Here is a 16,387-nt window from a genome sequence, read left to right on the forward strand (position 1 = left end):
CCCGCGCGCGGCGCGAGCAGCGCCGCCCCGGCCGCCGCCGCGGCGAGCCCCACGAACACCGCCGCGCCCACGACCACCGCCCGCCCGAGCCCCTCCACGCGCGGCAGCGCGAAGGCGGCGGCCGCGCCGAGCGCCACCACCGCGCCCATCTCGAGGAGCTTCGCGACGAGCTGGGACGAGAGCGCCGCCGCGAACGGCTCGCGCGAGCTGCGGGAGAGCACGAAGGCGGCCGCGAGCGGCCCGAGCTTGCCGGGAACCGTGTTGTGCACGAGCGCGCCGAGCGCGGTCGCGTGGTAGGCCTCGACGTACCGCGGGCGCGGCGGCGGGGAGACGAGGCGCCAGACGAGCGCCCGCCAGGCGAAGAGCGAGGCGGCGAGCGCGAGGAAGCCGGGCAGCCAGCGCGCGTGCTCCGGGAGCCGCCGGACGAACGCGCCGAGGTCGAAGCGCGGCACGAGCGCGGGGCCGCCGCGCCACTCGAGGCGGAAGAACACGAGCGCCACGAGCAGCGCGCCCGCCGCGATGCCCGCGACCACCACGGCGGCGTGGCCCGGGCGGAACGATCGGCGCGCCATGCGGGGAAGTTCGTCATCCCGTCGTGGCCGGCACACCCGGGTGCCGTGCCGCCGTGGCAGGGGGTGCAGAACGTTCGATCGTGCGAACGCGCCCCATCCTGGCAGGGCTCGCGGCGGGCGCCGTCGCGGCCGCGTTCGGCGGTCACCTCACCCGCCGGCTGCGGCGCGCCCAGCTCTCCCGGCGCATGCTGAGGTACGCGGACGAGGTCCCGCTGGACGTGCTCCTCGAGCGCGAGGTGGGCGTGCCGGTGCGCGACGGGAACGCCGTCGAGCTCATCGAGAACGGCGCGATCTTCGACGCCCTCGAGCACGAGATCCGCCGCGCCCGCGAGCACATCCACATCTGCGAGTTCATGTGGATGGGGAAGGGCGACCCGTCGGCGCGGATCGGCAAGGCGATCCTCGAGCGGCGCCCGGGGGTCACCTGCCGGATCGTGCTCGACTGGTTCGGCTCGAAGCGGCTCGCCGAGCCGCGCTTCGATCCCGAGCTCGAGCGGCGGCTGGTCGCGAGCGGCGTGGAGCTCAGGGTCCACCGCCCGTGGCCGGATCCGTTCCGCCTCTCGCACCGGCGGATCTTCGTGTTCGACGGCCGCACGACGTACGTGGGCGGGTTCGGGATCTGGAAGAGCTGGCTCGGCGACGGCGTCGGGCCGGACGAGTGGCGGGACACCGCCTGCCGCGTCCGGGGCCCGATCGTCTCCGACCTGCAGCGCGCCTTCGACCACAGCCTCCAGGCCGCGCGCGGCGAGCCGCTGCCGGGGGCGGCCTACCCGCGCCTCGAGCGGGCCGGCGACGTCCACGCCGCGGTGGTGGCGAGCACGCCGAAGTGGGCCCGGACCACGACCGCGGCCCGCATGTACTACGCGCTCATCGCCTCCGCGCGGCGGCGGCTCCTCGTCGCGAACTCCTACTTCGTGCCGGACCGCTCGCTCCAGAACGTCCTCATCGCGCGCGCCCGGGCCGGCGTCGACGTGCGCGTGCTCGCGCCGGGACCGCACCACGATCAGCCGCTCGTGCGCGCGGGGCAGCGGCGCACCTACTCGCGCCTGCTGCGGGGAGGGGTGCGCATCTGGGAGTACGGCGCGTCCATGATGCACGCGAAGACGCTCGTCGCGGACGACGTGGCGGTCATCGGGTCCACGAACATGGACTCGCAGAGCCTGTCGTTCCTGTGGGAGGCGTCGGTGGTCTGCGACGCGCCGAGGATCGCGCGGCGCATCGCCGAGCGCTTCGCGCTCGACCTCGAGCGCTCGCGCGAGGTCCGCCTCGAGGCCTGGCGCCGGCGCCCGATGAAGATGCAGCTCGGCGAGCGCGCCGCGGGCCTCACCGAGCCGTGGCTCTGATCGCGCCGCGCGGGCTCGAGCGGCCGCCGCGAGGCGCGCGAGGCGTCGCCCGCGGCACCGCGCCGGGAGCCGGCACACGGGCCGGAAACGAACGACGGCCGGCGCCGCGGGTCGCGGGCCGGCCGTCGGGATGAAGCTCGTCGATCGGGCTAGCGCTTCGAGAACTGGAAGCGCTTGCGGGCGCCGGGGCGGCCGTACTTCTTGCGCTCGACCGCGCGGGCGTCGCGCGTCATGAAGCCGGCCTTCTTGAGGATCGGCCGGTACTCCGGGTTGATGTCGCACAGCGCGCGGCTGATGCCGTGCCGGATCGCGCCGGCCTGGCCGGAGAGGCCACCGCCCCGCGCCGTCACGAGGACGTCGAGCTTGCCCATCTGATCCACGAGCTTCAGCGGCTCGACGAGGATCATCTTGGAGGTCTCGCGTCCGAAGTACGTGTCGATCGCGCGGCCGTTGATCGTGATGTTCCCGGTCCCGGGAACGAGCCGCACGCGGGCCACCGACTCCTTGCGCCGGCCGACCGAGATGTTCGCCTGAGTCGCCATCTTCGTCTTTCCTTACTGCGCGAGGGGGAGCGCCTCGGGCTTCTGCGCGGCGTGCGGGTGCTGGTCGCCCGCGTAGATCTTGAGCTTCGTCAGCATCTGCCGGCCGAGCGCGCTGCGAGGCAGCATGCGGCGGACGGCGTTCTCGAGGATGTCCTCGGGATGGCGCTGACGCAGCTTGTTCATCGGGGTGAGCTTCTCGCCGCCCGGGTACATCGTGTGCGTGAAGAAGACCTTGTCCGTCTCCTTCTTGCCGGTGAACCGGGCCTTGCCCGCGTTCACGACCACCACGAAGTCGCCGGTGTCCAGTGAGGGCGTGTAGAGCGGCTTGTGCTTGCCCTTGAGGATCGAGGCGATGCGGGTGGCGATGCGCCCGACCGTCTGGTCGTTCGCGTCGACGAGCCACCACTTCCGGCCCTTCAGGGCCTCGGCCTTCGTCGCGCTGTGGGTGGTGCCTTTGGCCATGGATAAACCTGCGGAAATCCCGAAATTGGAAACGCGCCTTTTAGAGGAGGGCCGTCCCTTTGTCAAGGGCGAACCCGGCCGCCGCGCGATCGCGGGCGTCGTCCTGCTGAGGCCGGCGCAATCTACATTCTCCGGGGCGCCCCCACAAGAGGAGGCGTCCGTTCCCCCGCAGGTCGGAGCGCGAGCCGCGCTTGCGCCAGCGCGCCTCGCGGTGTGAACTCGTCCCCATGCGCGCCAGGATCCCCTTCGTGCTCGGCTCCGCCGCGCTGCTCGCCGCGTGCGCCCACCCGCGGCCCCGACCGGCGGCCGAGGTGGCGTGCCGGGCCGTGCGCGCCGACGCCTCGAGGCTGCGAGCGGACGTGGAGGCGCTCGCGAGCCGCTTCCAGCCCCGCAGCGCGGCGCACCCGGGGAACCTCGCCCGCGCGGGCGCGTTCCTCGCGGAGGCGTTCCGGACCGCGGGCGCCGAGGTGGAGGAGCAGACCTACCCGGCGTTCCGCTCCACCTACCGGAACGTCCTCGCCCGCTTCGGCCCGGACACGCCGGAGCGGATCATCGTGGGCGCGCACTACGACGCCGCGGGGGACGATCCGGGCGCGGACGACGACGCGAGCGGCGTGGCGGGCCTCCTCGAGCTCGCCCGCATGCTCGCCCAGAGCCCGCCCCCCATCCGCGTCGAGCTCGCCGCCTACACCCTCGAGGAGCCCCCCGGGTTCGCCACCGACTCGATGGGGAGCGTCGTGCACGCCCGCTCGCTGAAGGAGTCCGAGGTCCGCGTGCGGCTCATGATGTCGCTCGAGATGATCGGCGCGTTCTCCGACGCGCCCGGGAGCCAGTCGGTCCCGGTCGGGATGAAGCGCAGCGCGTACCCGACGACCGGCAACTTCATCGCCGTCGTCGGCCGGAGCGGGCACGCCGGGATGGTGGCGGAGATCGCCGCGGCCATGCGCTACGCGTCGTCGGTGCCGGTCGAGACCCTCGTCGCCTCGCGCGACACGCCGGGCGTGGACCTCTCCGACCACCGGAGCTTCTGGGATCTCGACTTCCCGGCGGTGATGGTGACGGACACGGCGTTCTTCCGGAACCCGCGCTACCACACGCCCGAGGACACCCCGGACACGCTCGACTACCGCCGCATGTCCGAGGTGATCGAGGGGGTGCACTGTGTGGTGCAGGCGGTGGCGAGGCGGTAGGGCTAGCTCTTCGCCTGCCCGCCGAGCCGCGCGCGCAGCGCTGCCATGACGCTCTCCGTCTGCGCGGCCACCTGCTCGGGAGAGGACGACAGCGCCGCGGGATCCACCCGCTCGTGCGCCTCCGCCGGCAGGTCGTCGAGGAAGCGCGACGGCGTGCGCGGCAGGAGCTTGCCGCGCTTCGTCCGGGTCGCGGAGCGCGTGAGGTAGAGCCGCTCGCGCGCGCGGGTGATGCCGACGTAGGCGAGCCGCCGCTCCTCGTCGAGGTCGCGCGCCTCGCCCTGGATCCCGGCGCAGGGGAGCAGGTCCTCCTCGACGCCGACGAGGAACACGACCGGGAACTCGAGCCCCTTCGCGGCGTGCAGCGTCATGAGGGTGATGCCCTCGTCCGCCGCGGGGTCCTCCTCCGAGCGGGAGTCGAGCGCGAGGCGCTGGAGCCAGGTGGCCACGGACGGCCGCGCGGTGCGGTGCTCGTACGCCTCGAGCGAGCGCAGGATGCCGTCGAGCGCGTCCACCTTGCGCTGCGCCGCCTCGAACGACTGCACGCTCGCGCGCGCGTGGCCGTAGAGGTCCACCTCCGCGACGAGCGCGCGCGCCGCCTCGGCGACCTTCCCCTCCTCGAAGCGCGCCCGGAACTTCTCCACGAGCGCGACGAACGCGGCCATGCGCTCCGGCGCGCCGCGCGGCAGGTCGGGGATCTCGGCGGCGCGGCGGAGCGCGTCGAAGAGGTGCACGCTTCGCTCGACCGCCCAGGCGTGGACGCGCTCGAGCGAGGCGTCGCCGATCCCGCGCGCCGGCACGTTCACGATCCGCGCGAGCGACACCTCGTCCTGGGGCGACACGCAGACCTTGAGGTACGCGAGGAGGTCGCGCACCTCCGCCCGGTCGAAGAAGGCCGGCCCGCCGTGGACGCGGTACGGCATCGACGCCTCGCGCAGCGCCTCCTCGAGCGGTCGGGACTGCGCGTTCAGGCGGAACAGGATCGCGAAGTCGGCCCAGGGCCGGCCCTCCTGACGCAGCCGGGCGATCTCCTCGGCGACGAAGCGCGCCTCGTCCTCCTCCTGCCCGAGCGCGAGGACCCGCACCGGCTCGCCGGGGCCGGCGGCGGTGAACAGCCGCTTGGGCTTGCGCTCCGCGTTCCGGGCGATGACGGCGTTCGCGCAGTCGAGGATCCGGCCGGTCGAGCGGTAGTTCTGCTCGAGGCGGATCTCCTTCGCGCCGGGGAAGTGCCGCTCGAAGCGCAGGATGTTCCGCACCTCGGCGCCGCGCCAGCCGTAGATCGCCTGGTCGTCGTCCCCCACGGCGCACACGTTCCGCCGCTCGCCGGCGAGGTGCTTCAGGAGCTCGAGCTGCGCGACGTTCGTGTCCTGGTACTCGTCCACGAGCAGGTAGCGGAAGCGCCGCTGCATCCTCCCGCGCACCTCGGCGCTCCGCGCGAGGAGCTCGACCGGCTTCGCGATGAGGTCGTCGAAGTCGACCGAGCGCTGCGCCCGGAGCGCCTGCTCGTAGCGCGGGTACACCTCGCTCGCCACGAGGTCGTAGTCGTCCCCCTGCCCCTCGGCGCCGGGCGCGATGCGCTTCTTGCCGGCGTTCTTCGCGCGCGACACGAGCGAGAGGACGCGCCCGGCGTCGAAGGCGCGGTCGTCCACCTTCACCTCGCGCATGCAGCGCTTCACGAGGGCCGCCTGATCGCCGGCGTCGCAGATGGCGAAGCGCTTCGGGAGGCCCGCCGCCTTGTGCTCCTGCTGGAGGATCCAGAGCCCGAACGAGTGGAACGTCGAGACGAACACCTCGACGCCCGGCGGTCCCGCGAGCGCCGCGACCCGCTCGCGCATCTCGCCCGCCGCCTTGTTCGTGAAGGTGACCGCGAGGATCTCCTCCGGGTCGACCCCCTGCTGCAGCAGGTACGCGACGCGGTGCGCGATGACGCGGGTCTTGCCCGAGCCGGCGCCGGCGAGGACGAGGAGCGGCCCTTCGGTGGTGGTGACGGCCTCGCGCTGCGGTGGGTTGAGCGTCGAGAGGTCCAGCATCGGAGCCGGGCGTTGTGACACGCGCTCGCGCGCCCGACAAGACTTGACTGTCCGGAGGGCGCTGGCGGCGCCCGCCCACGGGCCCCGCCCGAGGGACCGGTGGCGCCGGGACGCCGTCGGCCCGCCGGAGGAGGTCGCGCCCGGGCCCGGCTCGGGCGCCCGTCCTGGTCGCGGGGCGCGCTTGCGACCGGTCAAGTCCGGTATGCTGCGCGCCCATGATCCTCCCCCTGCGCCAGCGCCTCGCCGTCCCGCTCGCCGCCGTCGCCGCGGCGACCGCGCTCGCCGCCCACCCGGCGCGCGCCTGCACGAACATCCTCGTCGCGCGCGGCGCCACGGCCGACGGCTCGACGATGATCACCTACGCCGCGGACTCGCACGAGCTCTACGGCGAGCTGTACCACACGCCCGCGGCGAGCCATCCGCAGGGCGCGATGCGCGACGTGTTCGAGTGGGACACGGGCAGCTACCTCGGCAAGGTCCGCCAGGCGGAGGTCACCTACAACGTCGTCGGCAACATGAACGAGCACCAGGTCGCGATCGGCGAGACGACCTTCGGCGGCCGCGAGGAGCTCGTCGACCCGAAGGGCGGCGTCGACTACGGCAGCCTCATCTACATCGCGCTCGAGCGCGCCCGCACCGCGCGCGAGGCGATCGACGTCATGACCGGGCTCGTCGCGGAGTACGGCTACCGCAGCGAGGGCGAGTCCTTCTCGATCTCGGATCCGAAGGAGGTCTGGATCCTCGAGATGGTCGGCAAGGGGCCCGGGCGGAAGGGCGCGGTGTGGGTCGCCCGCCGCGTGCCGGACGGCCACGTCTCCGCCCACGCGAACCAGGCGCGCATCCGTCAGTTCCCGCGCAACGACAAGAACACGCTGTACGCGAAGGACGTCGTCGCGCTCGCCCGGGAGAAGGGCTGGTTCACCGGCAAGGACGAGGACTTCAGCTTCGCCGACACCTACGCGCCCATGACCGCGGGCGCCCTGCGTGCCTGCGAGGCGCGGGTGTGGAGCGTGTTCCGCCGGGTGGCCCCCTCGCTGAAGCTCTCCTCCGACTACGTGCTGGGCGGACCGAGCGCGCCGCGCCTGCCGCTCTGGGTGAAGGCCGACGCGAAGATCTCCGTGCGCGGCGCGATGCAGCTCATGCGCGATCACTTCGAGGGCACGCCCCTCGACCTCTCCCAGGGCGTCGGCGCGGGGCCGTTCGCCCTGCCCTACCGCTGGCGCCCGATGACCTGGAAGGTGGACGGCGCGGAGTACCTGCACGAGCGCGCCATCTCCACGCAGCAGACCGGCTTCTCCTTCGTCGCCCAGTCGCGCGACTGGCTCCCCGGCGCCATCGGCGGCGTGCTCTGGTTCGGCCTCGACGACACCTACTCGACCGTGTACGTCCCGCAGTACTGCGGCAACCGCTCGGTCCCGAAGACGTTCGCGGTGGGCAGCGGCAACTTCCAGGAGTTCAGCTGGGACTCGGCGTTCTGGGTCTTCAACTTCGTCTCGAACTGGGCCTACTCGCGCTACAGCGACATGATCCAGGACATCCAGCGGGTGCAGGGCGAGCTCGAGAGCGGGTTCTTCTCGCGCCAGGCGGAGGTCGAGAAGTCCGCCCTCGCGCTCCACGCGACCTCCCCCGGGCTCGCGCGCGATTACCTCACCCAGTACTCGGTCGAGCAGGGCGACCGCACCACCGCCCGCTGGCGCAAGCTCGGCGAGGCGCTCATCGTGAAGTACCTCGACGGAAACGTCCGCGACGAGCACGGGAAGGTGACGCACCCCGAGTACCCGGAGAGCTGGCGGCGGCGGATCGCGCAGGACCGGGGAGAGCAGATCAAGGTGGTGAGGTTCCCGGGAGAGAAGGAGGAGAGCGCTACGGCGGGCGCGAGCACGACCGCGACTCCGACTCCGACTCCGACCCCGACTCCGACCCCGACCGCGACGCCGGCCCCGACCCCGCCCTCGACTGCCACGGCGCCGGTCTCGACCCCGCGGCCCTGACCCTCACCCGCTCCTCGCGAGCGCCTCCATCGCGCGCGCCAGATCCTCCGGGAGCGGCGCGCGCACCTCCACCCTCGCTCCGTCGCCGGGCCGCGGGAACGTGAGCCGATCGGCGTGCAGCGCCTGGCGCGCGATGACCTCCGAGGAAACGCCGTACACGGCGTCCCCCAGCACCGGGAACCCGGCCTCGGCGAGCTGCACGCGGATCTGGTGGGTGCGACCGGTGTCGAGCACGACCCGCAGCCACGCGGCGCCGGGGAGGCGCCGCTCGACCGAGAACGACAGCCGAGCGCGCCGGGCGGAGGCCACACGGGTCGTGAACCGGCGCGGATCGGCGGGGTCGCGGCCGTAGGGCGTGTCGAGCGCGCCCTGGTCCGGGGGCGCCCCCGACACGAGGGCGAGGTACTCCTTCTCGATCGCGCCCGCCTGGAACGACCCGCGGAGCGCCGCGAGCGCGCGATCGTGGCGGGCGAGGAGTAGCGCGCCGCTCGTGTCGCGGTCGAGCCGGTGCGGCAACCCCGGGACCGCCCGTCCATCCACGTCGAAGCGCCCGAGCCGGCTCGCCGCGCCGACCGCCGAGGGCGAGGCCGGGCCCGCGGGCTCGACCGGGAGCCCCGCCGGCTTCGCGACGACGAGGCAGTCCTCGTCGTCGTACAGGACGGCGAGCGAGGGCCCCACCGCGAAGCCGGAGGAGGCCGGCGGCGGCCGCTCGAGCTCGATCCGCTCCCCGCCGAAGAGGCGTCGCTGGATCGCGCAGGCCTTGCCCCGGATCCGCACGCGCCGCCCCTCGATGAGCCCGCGTACCCGCTCCACGGGCAACGCCAGCGCCCGGGCGAGGTAGCGGTCGAGCCGCTCTCCCGCCGCCTCCCGCGGCACATCCAGGATCTCCTGGGTCACCGCCGGATCCTGCCACGTGCGGCTCGCGGGCGCTTCCGCCGTCCGGCCCGCCGCGCTCGCGACCCGGCACCGTGTCCTCGAACGTGGCGAGCGAGCGAGGCGACTTCCTGTCCCTCGATCGTGGTATGGATCGGCGTCGCTCGGGGGCGTGACCGGAGATTGGATGCGAAGCCTGCCCGTCGAGGTGAAGCTCGCCTTCGCCCTTGGCGTCATCGCTGTTGCGGTCGCGCTCGCGAGCGCGCGGCTCGCGAACGCGACGATCGAGCGCAACGTCGAGGCGGCCGCCGCCGTCTCGCTCCACCGCGCGGCGGAGGCCTTCGCCTCGGAGGAGCAGGCCGAGCTCGACAAGCTCGCCGCGACCGCGGACGCGCTGCTCGCGAACCCCGAGCTGCGCGACGCCTTCGCCGCGCGCGACCGTCCGCGCCTGCTCGCCGCCGCGGCGCCGATCTTCGAGGCGATCCGCGACCGGGACGGGATCACCCACTTCTACTTCCACCTGGCGGAGGATCCGCCCAGGGTCTTCCTCCGCGTGCACCTCCCCGAGCTCTTCGGGGACCCGGTCGATCGCGCCACGCTGCACCGCGCCCAGGAGACGCGCGAGCTCGGCGCCGGCAAGGAGCTCGGCAAGACCGCGTTCGCGCTGCGCGCCGTGCGGCCGTGGATCGTCGCGGGCGAGCTCCTCGGCTACGTCGAGCTGGGCCAGGACTTCGAGCGCTTCCTGCGCGACATGAAGGCGCGCACCGGCGACGACTACGGCCTCCTCGTGAAGAAGAAGTTCCTCGACGAGCGCGCCTGGGCGAGCGTCCTCGGCCCGCGCCAGAACACCTGGAACGATCGGACGGACGTGGTGGTCGTGGACTCCACCTCCTTCACGGACGGGATCCTCGACTACGACGGCGACGTGGAGGCGCTCCCCGAGGATGGGGTCCTGCTCGGTCACGTCGAGCGAGGGGGCCGGGCCCTCCTGCGCGGGATCGTCCCGCTGAGGGACGCCGCCGGGCGCAAGGTGGGCGGGCTCGTCGTGCTCCACGACTTCACCCCGCAGCACGCCGCCCTCGAGGCGGGCGCGCCCAGGCTGAAGGTCTCTCTCCTCGCCCTCGCGCTCGCGGGAGCCGCCGCGATGTTCGCGCTCGTCCACCTGCTCGTCTTCCGCCGCCTCGGACAGCTGCGCCGCCGGCTGGAGACGGGAGAGGTGCCCGCGGGGAGCCCCCGCCTGCGCAGCATGGACGAGCTGGGCCGGCTCGAGGCGCACGTCCATCGGATGGCGTCTTCCGACAGGGACGCCCGCGGCGCGGGCGAGGCGCCCCCACCCTCCTAGTCAGCCGCCCCGCCCGCCGGTCACCGCGAAGCCCCGTCGGGCGCCGCGCCAGTGGGCGCCCAGGCGGGCGAGCGCGTCATGAGGTCGCTGCCCCGCCCGACGCCGTCCGGCGTGCGTGAGGGGTGCGTAGCATCGCCGCGATCCGTGACGCGAAGGGAGAGGGCGCGCCCGGGAGGAGCAGGCCATGTGCACCATCCGTCTCGCCGCGCGCGCGGCCGCGGCCCTCGCGCTGGCGCTCGCCGCTCCCGCCCTCGCCGCCGAGCGCCCGGCAGGAAAGGCCGGGGACGACGCGCTCGGCACGCGCAGGTACGCGGACTACGACAAGCCCCAGGCCTGCGCCGGCTGCCACGTGGACATCTCCCGGCAGCACGAGCAGGCGATGATGTCGCAGGCGTTCACGCACGCCTGGGACGAGATCGAGTACTTCCAGCTCGCCGTCCCGCACGCCGAGAAGGTCGAGAAGGTGAAGGGCGTGAAGGCCGGCTGCAACGGCTGCCACGCTCCGCTCGCGTTCCTGGCGGGGGACATCCCGCCGAAGCCGGTCGCCGCCGGGACCCGCGCGAACGAGGGCGTCTCGTGCGACCTCTGCCACACCGTCGTCGCCCGCGGCGGCGATCCGTCGGTGAACTACAACTGGATCTCCGAGCCGGGCAAGACGAAGCAGGGCACGCGCAAGGGCGTGAAGAGCCCGTACCACGCGACGCGCGAGAACCCGTTCCTCCGCACCGCCGAGTTCTGCGGCACGTGCCACAACGAGCAGGACCCCTGGGGCGTGTGGGTGAAGTCCACCCAGCTCGAGTGGAAGGAGAGCCCCCAGGCGAGGGCCGGCATCGTCTGCCAGGACTGCCACATGCCGCCCGCGCGCGGGCGGAGCGCGCGCATGGGCGAGGAGCGCGCGGACATCCGCCAGCACCTGTTCCACGGCGCCCACGACGCAGGGAAGCTCGCGGGCGTCGCCGAGGTTCGGATCCACCCCGAGTCGCGCGAGGTCGAGCCGGGCGATCCCATCCGCCTCACCGCGGTGATCGTGAACGCGAAGGCCGGCCACAAGATCCCGTCGGGCTCCGCCGAGGAGCGCGTGCTGTGGCTGCACGTCGAGGCGAAGGACGCGTCGGGCAAGGTGTGGCCGCTGCGCGTCGACCGGAAGGGATTCCCGGGAGAGGAGTACACGATCGCGGACCCGAAGGCGCTCGCGTACCAGGACATCGGCGAGATCCAGGGGACCGCCGGGTTCCAGGGCCTGCCCCGCGACGGGCTCGTGCCCGCCGGCGACCGGATCTTCCGCCTGCCGTACTTCGACGAGAAGGGGCGGATGACCATCGCCCAGTGGAACACCGCGAAGCTCGGGACCGACTACCGGATCGCGCCCTTGCAGGCGGTCGCGGAGACCTTCACCTGGTCACCGCCGGAGCTGCCCGCGGGGCCGGTCACGGTGACCGCGACGGTCTGGTACTCGCGGCTCGTCTCCTCGGTCGCGGAGTACCTGAAGGTCCCGCGCGACGAGTACGAGCCCGTCCTCGTCTCGACGCACCGCACCACCTTCACCGTCCTGCCCTGAGGAGCCCGCCGTGACCCGTCGCGCCCAGTCGTCCCTGCCCGCCGCCGCGCTCGTCGCGGCGGTCGTCACGGCGCTCGCCGCCCCCGGCCCCGCCGAGGGGATCCCCGCGTTCGCGCGGCGCTACCGCTTCTCGTGCACGACCTGCCACGCCCCGTTCCCGCGGCTGAAGCCCTACGGCGAGCAGTTCGCGGGCCGCGGGTTCGCGCTCGAGCCGGGCGCCGAGCCCGCCCGCTCGACGCTCGACCTCGGAGATCCGCTCCTCGAGCTGCCCCGCGAGTTCCCGCTCGCGCTGCGGTTCGACGCCTTCGGCACCGTGAGCGACCGCTCGCCCGAGCTGGACTTCGAGACGCCCTGGACGTTCAAGCTCCTCGCCGGCGGGCGGATCGCGGACAAGATCGGGTTCTACGCGTACTACATCCTCGAGCAGGGCGAGCCCGGCAAGATCGAGGACGCGTACCTGCAGTTCTCGGAGGTGTTCGGGCTGCCTGTGAACGTGCTCGCCGGGCAGTTCCAGGTGTCGGATCCGATCGCGAAGCGCGAGCTCCGGCTCGAGCGGCTCGACTACCAGATCCTGAAGACGCGCGTCGGGGAGTCCGGCGTGGACCTCACCTACGATCGCGGCGTCGCGCTCACGAGCGACGTCGGGCCGGTGGCCGCGGTCGCGACGGTCACGAACGGCAGCGGCATCGGCGCGGTGGAGGGCGGACGGTTCGACACCGACTCGTACAAGAACGTCTCGCTCCACCTCGCCGGCGACGTGGGCCCGGTCCGGCTGGCCGGGTTCGGCTACTGGGGCCGGGAGCGGCGCGGGGGCGTGAACGACACGATCGTCTACTGGGGCCCGCACGTCGGGGTCGGGCTCACCGAGCGCGTCCAGCTCTCGGCCGTCTACCTGGAGCGTCGCGACTCCAACCCGCGCTTCGGGCCCCGGGACGAGGACCTCGTCACCCGCGGCGGCTTCGTCGAGGCGCTGGCGTTCCCCACGGGGCCCGACGGCCGCTTTGCGGTCGTGGCGCTCTACAACCTCGTCCGCTCGGACGACGACGCGGCCGACGCGGAGTCGGGCGCGCTCACGCTGCAGTGGCTCTACCGCCGCAACGTCCGCATCACGGCCGAGGTGGACCGGGACTTCGACGGCGACGCCTGGACCGGGAGCCTGGGCACTATCGCCGCGTTCTAGACGACGGTTCGTGATCCCGCGATCACCTCGGCGCCGCGAATCACGTTCCAGGGTCTCCGCCGGCGTTCCGATCTATGAACGGGGGGCGTGCCAACGCCCCTCGTCACCCTCGACCGCGTGGACGTCCGGCTCTCCGGCGCGGTCCTCCTCGCCGGCGTGTCCGTCGCGATCCGGCGAGGCGAGGGGCTCGCCGTCGTCGGCCCGAGCGGCTCCGGCAAGTCGACGCTCCTCCGGCTGCTCCGCGGCGAGCTCTGGCCGCACCCCGCGAGCGCCGGGCGCCGGCTCTTCCACGGCCCGGAGGGAGAGAGCGAGAGCCCCATCGGCGTCCGGGAGCGCTTCACCCTCGTCGCGCCCGAGGCGCAGGACGCCTACGTCCGGCACGACTGGGACCTCCCGGTGGAGGCCGTCATCCGCTCGGGCTTCTCCGACGCGCCGTATCCCGCCGAGCGCGCCACCCCGGCCCAGCGCGCCCGGATCGGCGAGGTGGCAGCGCTGCTCGGGGTCGCGCCGCTCCTCGGTCGCTCGATCCTGGAGCTCTCGCGCGGGGAGGCGCGCCGGGTCCTCCTCGCCCGCGCGCTCGCGCCCGACCCCGAGCTGCTCGTGCTCGACGAGGCCTGCGACGGCCTCGACGCGCGCGCCAGGGAGGCCTTCCTCGCGCACGTCTCCGAGGTGCTCCGGCGCGGCACCGCCGTGGTGATGGCGACGCACCGGCCCGACGAGATCGTCCCCGAGATCGCGCGGGTGGTGGTGATGGAGGCAGGGAGGGTCGTGAGGGAGGAGAGCCGCACGGCGTTCCTGGGTGGGCTCGACTGCGCGGCCCCGGCCCCGGCCCCGGCCCCGACCTCGACCTCGACCTCGACCCCGACCTCGACACCGACCGCCACCCCGACCCGGACCCTCTTCTCCCTCTCCGACGTCACCGTCCTCGTCGAGGGCCGCGCCGTCCTGCGCGACGTCACCTTCACCGTCGCGCCCGGCGAGCAGCTCGCGATCGTGGGCCCGAACGGCGCGGGCAAGTCCACCCTCCTCCGCCTCCTCGCAGGCGAGGAGCAGCCGGCGCGCGGCACCGTCGCGCGGCTCGATCTCGGTACGCGCGCGAGCGCGCCGGAGCTGCGCGGGAGGATCGGCGTCGTGTCCCCCGAGCTCCAGGCGCGCCATCGCTTCGACGCCACCGGCGAGGAGCTGGTGCTGTCGGGCTTCGCGGGCACGATCGGCCTCGCCGTCCCGCCGAGCGAGTCCGAGCGCGAAGCCGCGCGGGTCGAGCTCGCGCGGCTGGGGATCGGCTCCCTCGCGCACCGGCACCTGCTCACCCTCTCCTACGGCGAGCTCCGGAAGCTCCTCCTCGCGCGCGCCCTCGCCCCGCGCCCGGAGGCGCTCCTCCTCGACGAGCCCCTCGCCGGGCTCGACGCCGGCTCGCGCGCCTGGGTCCTCGCGGTCCTCGCCGAGGCCTGCGCGGACGGCGCGGGCCTGCTCGCCGTCTCCCACCACGCCGACGAGCTCCCCCCCGGCGTGCGCCGCGTCGGCCTGCTCGAGGAGGGCCGGATCATCCGCTGGACCCTCCGCCCGTAGGCCCAATTCCCTTCGGCCGGGATCCGGGGCAGGATGCTCACGATGGCCGACGACCCGCGCCGCCCCGATCCCGCCGCCCCCGAGCCGGGCGAGGCACCGAGCGCCGCCCCGCGACCGCCGCCCCCTCCCTCCACGCCACCGCGCCAGCCCGGCCGGATCGTCGCCTCCGCGGAAGCCTCGCGCGCGGCGTCCCCGCCCCCACGGCCGCCGGCTCCCGTCCGCGAGATCAAGGGCGCGATGTTCATCGACACGGCGTCGGGCACGTTCCAGGACCTCCGCCCGCCGCCGCCGCCGGTCATGTCCCGGCGCGAGTTCGAGGCCGAGCTCCAGCGGCTCCTCCGGGAGTACGCCGGCGACGCGTCGAACCCCGGCTCGATCCGCTGCGAGGGCTGCCAGCGCTGCACGAGCTGCATGTTCTGCACGGACTGCGTGGAGTGCTACCGCTGCACGCACTCGCGCGGCTGCCGGTCGTCGAGCCACCTCACGCACTGCACCGACTGCGAGGGCTGCCACGACTGCGCCTACTGCGTGGCGAGCGAGAACTGCACGCAGTCGAGCTACCTCGTCCTCTCCCGCGCCTGCTCCGAGTGCACCTACTGCTTCGGCTGCGTCGGGCTCACGAAGAAGGACTTCCACGTCCTCAACGTGAAGTACTCGCGCACCGAGTACTTCCGGATCGTGAAGTCGCTGCAGCAGGAGCTCGGGCTCGAGGGGTGATGCAGTGCTCGGGGACGGTCGCCGAGCGACCGAGCCCGCCACGCGATACAGAAGGTGATCGCAGTCTCGAACCGTCGTCTCGCGCAACGCCGCCGCCATGCCGCTCCCCTCCACGCTCCTCGCGCTCCTCCTCTCCGCCGCGCCGCGCCTCACCGCCTCGATCGCGCCCGCGGCCGCGCGGCCGGGCGACGCCGTGCTCGTCCGGGTCGCCGGCGCGGGCTCCGAGCCGCGCGGTGAGCTCGCGGGCCGGCCGCTCTCGTTCTTCCGGGCCGGCCGCGAGTGGCGCGCGTTCGCCCCGCTCCCGACGGAGACCGCCGTGGGCCCGCTGGCGGCCCGGATCGAGGCGGACGGCGCGCGGACGGAGGCCACGCTCGCCGTCGTGGAGCCGGGCTGGCCCGCGCGCGAGATCTCCGGCGTGCCCGCCCGCTTCGTGGAGCCGCCGCCCGACGTCACGGCGCGCATCGCCGCGGATCGGGCCGCGTTCGACGCCGCCTACGCGCGGCCCCCGGAGCCGCCCCGCTTCCGGCGCGCCTTCGCGTGGCCCCGGCGCGCGCGCCTGTCCGGGCACTTCGGCGAAAAGCGCGTGTTCGACGGCGTGAAGCAGAGCGTCCACTACGGCGCCGACGTGACCGGACCCGTGGGCGCGCCGATCCGGGCCGCGAACGACGGCGTCGTCGTCCTCGTGCGGGAGGCCTACCTCTCCGGGCGGACGGTCCTCCTCTCTCACGGCGCCGGCGTGTTCACGGCCTACTTCCACCTCTCCCGCATCGGCGTCCGCCCGGGCCAGGCGGTCCGGCGCGGCGCGCGGATCGGGCTCCTCGGAGCGACCGGGCGCGCCAGCGGCCCGCACCTGCACTGGAGCGTGCGCGTGGGCGGGCTGTTCGTGGATCCCGAGTCGCTGCTCGGGATCGACCCCGCCTCCGGGAAGGCGCCGCCCCGCGCCCCGCGCCCGCCCTCCCCCGCGCCGGCCGCCGCGGCCGTGACGGCCGTCCAGGCCGCCGGCGCCTCGGGAGGCCCGCCC

14 protein-coding genes are annotated in these 16,387 nt (G+C 74.1%); 9 read left to right on the plus strand and 5 right to left on the minus strand.

The genetic code is table 11. The annotated features are described in order from the left end of the window. On the minus strand, positions 1-572 hold a 572-nt coding region (locus MNY60_RS20720), incomplete at its 3' end, for a lysylphosphatidylglycerol synthase domain-containing protein (protein ID WP_242361721.1). A gap of 80 nt (positions 573-652) precedes the next feature. On the opposite strand from MNY60_RS20720, the gene MNY60_RS20725 reads away from it, so the two are divergent. Continuing rightward, a complete protein-coding gene (locus MNY60_RS20725) occupies positions 653-1,915 on the plus strand; it encodes a phosphatidylserine/phosphatidylglycerophosphate/cardiolipin synthase family protein (protein WP_242361723.1) in 1,263 nt (420 codons plus the stop codon). 149 nt (positions 1,916-2,064) lie between these two features. On the opposite strand, the gene rpsI is transcribed toward MNY60_RS20725, so the two are convergent. Both rpsI and rplM read right to left on the minus strand, forming a co-directional pair. After that, entirely contained in the window at positions 2,065-2,457 is a 393-nt protein-coding gene (rpsI, locus tag MNY60_RS20730) for a 30S ribosomal protein S9 (protein WP_242340687.1), read from the minus strand. Between the two features lie 12 nt (positions 2,458-2,469). After that, a complete protein-coding gene (gene rplM / locus MNY60_RS20735) occupies positions 2,470-2,919 on the minus strand; it encodes a 50S ribosomal protein L13 (protein WP_242340686.1) in 450 nt (149 codons plus the stop codon). A gap of 227 nt (positions 2,920-3,146) precedes the next feature. Between rplM and MNY60_RS20740 the strand changes: the two genes are divergently transcribed. Then, on the plus strand, positions 3,147-4,109 hold the full coding sequence (locus MNY60_RS20740) for a M28 family peptidase (RefSeq protein ID WP_242361725.1): 963 nt from the start codon (positions 3,147-3,149) through the stop codon (positions 4,107-4,109). 2 nt (positions 4,110-4,111) lie between these two features. Here MNY60_RS20740 and MNY60_RS20745 read toward each other — a convergent pair whose 3' ends face one another. Next, on the minus strand, positions 4,112-6,136 hold the full coding sequence (locus MNY60_RS20745; RefSeq protein ID WP_242340684.1) for an ATP-dependent helicase: 2,025 nt from the start codon (positions 6,134-6,136) through the stop codon (positions 4,112-4,114). A gap of 215 nt (positions 6,137-6,351) precedes the next feature. On the opposite strand from MNY60_RS20745, the gene MNY60_RS20750 reads away from it, so the two are divergent. After that, entirely contained in the window at positions 6,352-8,127 is a 1,776-nt protein-coding gene (locus MNY60_RS20750) for a dipeptidase (RefSeq protein ID WP_242361727.1), read from the plus strand. Positions 8,128-8,130: 3 nt separating this feature from the next. On the opposite strand, the gene MNY60_RS20755 is transcribed toward MNY60_RS20750, so the two are convergent. Beyond that, positions 8,131-9,024: an RluA family pseudouridine synthase gene (locus tag MNY60_RS20755; RefSeq protein WP_242361729.1), complete on the minus strand. Its 894-nt coding sequence runs from the start codon at positions 9,022-9,024 to the stop codon at positions 8,131-8,133. Between the two features lie 163 nt (positions 9,025-9,187). Here MNY60_RS20755 and MNY60_RS20760 point away from each other — a divergent pair, with 163 nt between their 5' ends. The 6 genes from MNY60_RS20760 to MNY60_RS20785 all read left to right on the plus strand — a co-directional run. Continuing rightward, positions 9,188-10,342, plus strand: coding sequence for a cache domain-containing protein (locus MNY60_RS20760; RefSeq protein ID WP_242361731.1), 1,155 nt, complete (start codon positions 9,188-9,190; stop codon positions 10,340-10,342). Positions 10,343-10,526: 184 nt separating this feature from the next. Next, a complete protein-coding gene (locus MNY60_RS20765; RefSeq protein WP_242340680.1) occupies positions 10,527-11,900 on the plus strand; it encodes a NapC/NirT family cytochrome c in 1,374 nt (457 codons plus the stop codon). 10 nt (positions 11,901-11,910) lie between these two features. Then, positions 11,911-13,080 carry a hypothetical protein gene (locus tag MNY60_RS20770; protein ID WP_242355853.1) on the plus strand — a complete coding sequence of 390 codons (1,170 nt, stop codon included), beginning with the start codon at positions 11,911-11,913 and terminating at the stop codon, positions 13,078-13,080. Positions 13,081-13,167: 87 nt separating this feature from the next. Continuing rightward, complete coding sequence (locus tag MNY60_RS24415) at positions 13,168-14,649, plus strand: ATP-binding cassette domain-containing protein (protein ID WP_242361733.1); 1,482 nt, start codon at positions 13,168-13,170, stop codon at positions 14,647-14,649. A 237-nt stretch (positions 14,650-14,886) separates the two neighbouring features. Further along, positions 14,887-15,366, plus strand: coding sequence for a caib/baif family protein (locus tag MNY60_RS20780; protein ID WP_242340677.1), 480 nt, complete (start codon positions 14,887-14,889; stop codon positions 15,364-15,366). Positions 15,367-15,463: 97 nt separating this feature from the next. Continuing rightward, positions 15,464-16,387 (plus strand): M23 family metallopeptidase (locus tag MNY60_RS20785; protein ID WP_242361736.1); only part of this gene is annotated, 924 nt, incomplete at its 3' end.

The organism is Anaeromyxobacter sp. SG17, assembly GCF_022690695.1.
Lineage (GTDB): Bacteria > Myxococcota > Myxococcia > Myxococcales > Anaeromyxobacteraceae > Anaeromyxobacter > Anaeromyxobacter soli.

What these genes read in the sequence shown, in the direction of transcription:
- rpsI (WP_242340687.1), bottom strand. Translation starts at nt 2,457, where the DNA reads ATGGCGACTCAGGCGAACATCTCGGTCGGCCGGCGCAAGGAGTCGGTG.
- rplM (WP_242340686.1), bottom strand. Translation starts at nt 2,919, where the DNA reads ATGGCCAAAGGCACCACCCACAGCGCGACGAAGGCCGAGGCCCTGAAG.
- MNY60_RS20740 (WP_242361725.1), top strand. Translation starts at nt 3,147, where the DNA reads ATGCGCGCCAGGATCCCCTTCGTGCTCGGCTCCGCCGCGCTGCTCGCC.
- MNY60_RS20745 (WP_242340684.1), bottom strand. Translation starts at nt 6,136, where the DNA reads ATGCTGGACCTCTCGACGCTCAACCCACCGCAGCGCGAGGCCGTCACC.
- MNY60_RS20750 (WP_242361727.1), top strand. Translation starts at nt 6,352, where the DNA reads ATGATCCTCCCCCTGCGCCAGCGCCTCGCCGTCCCGCTCGCCGCCGTC.
- MNY60_RS20760 (WP_242361731.1), top strand. Translation starts at nt 9,188, where the DNA reads ATGCGAAGCCTGCCCGTCGAGGTGAAGCTCGCCTTCGCCCTTGGCGTC.
- MNY60_RS20765 (WP_242340680.1), top strand. Translation starts at nt 10,527, where the DNA reads ATGTGCACCATCCGTCTCGCCGCGCGCGCGGCCGCGGCCCTCGCGCTG.
- MNY60_RS20780 (WP_242340677.1), top strand. Translation starts at nt 14,887, where the DNA reads ATGTTCATCGACACGGCGTCGGGCACGTTCCAGGACCTCCGCCCGCCG.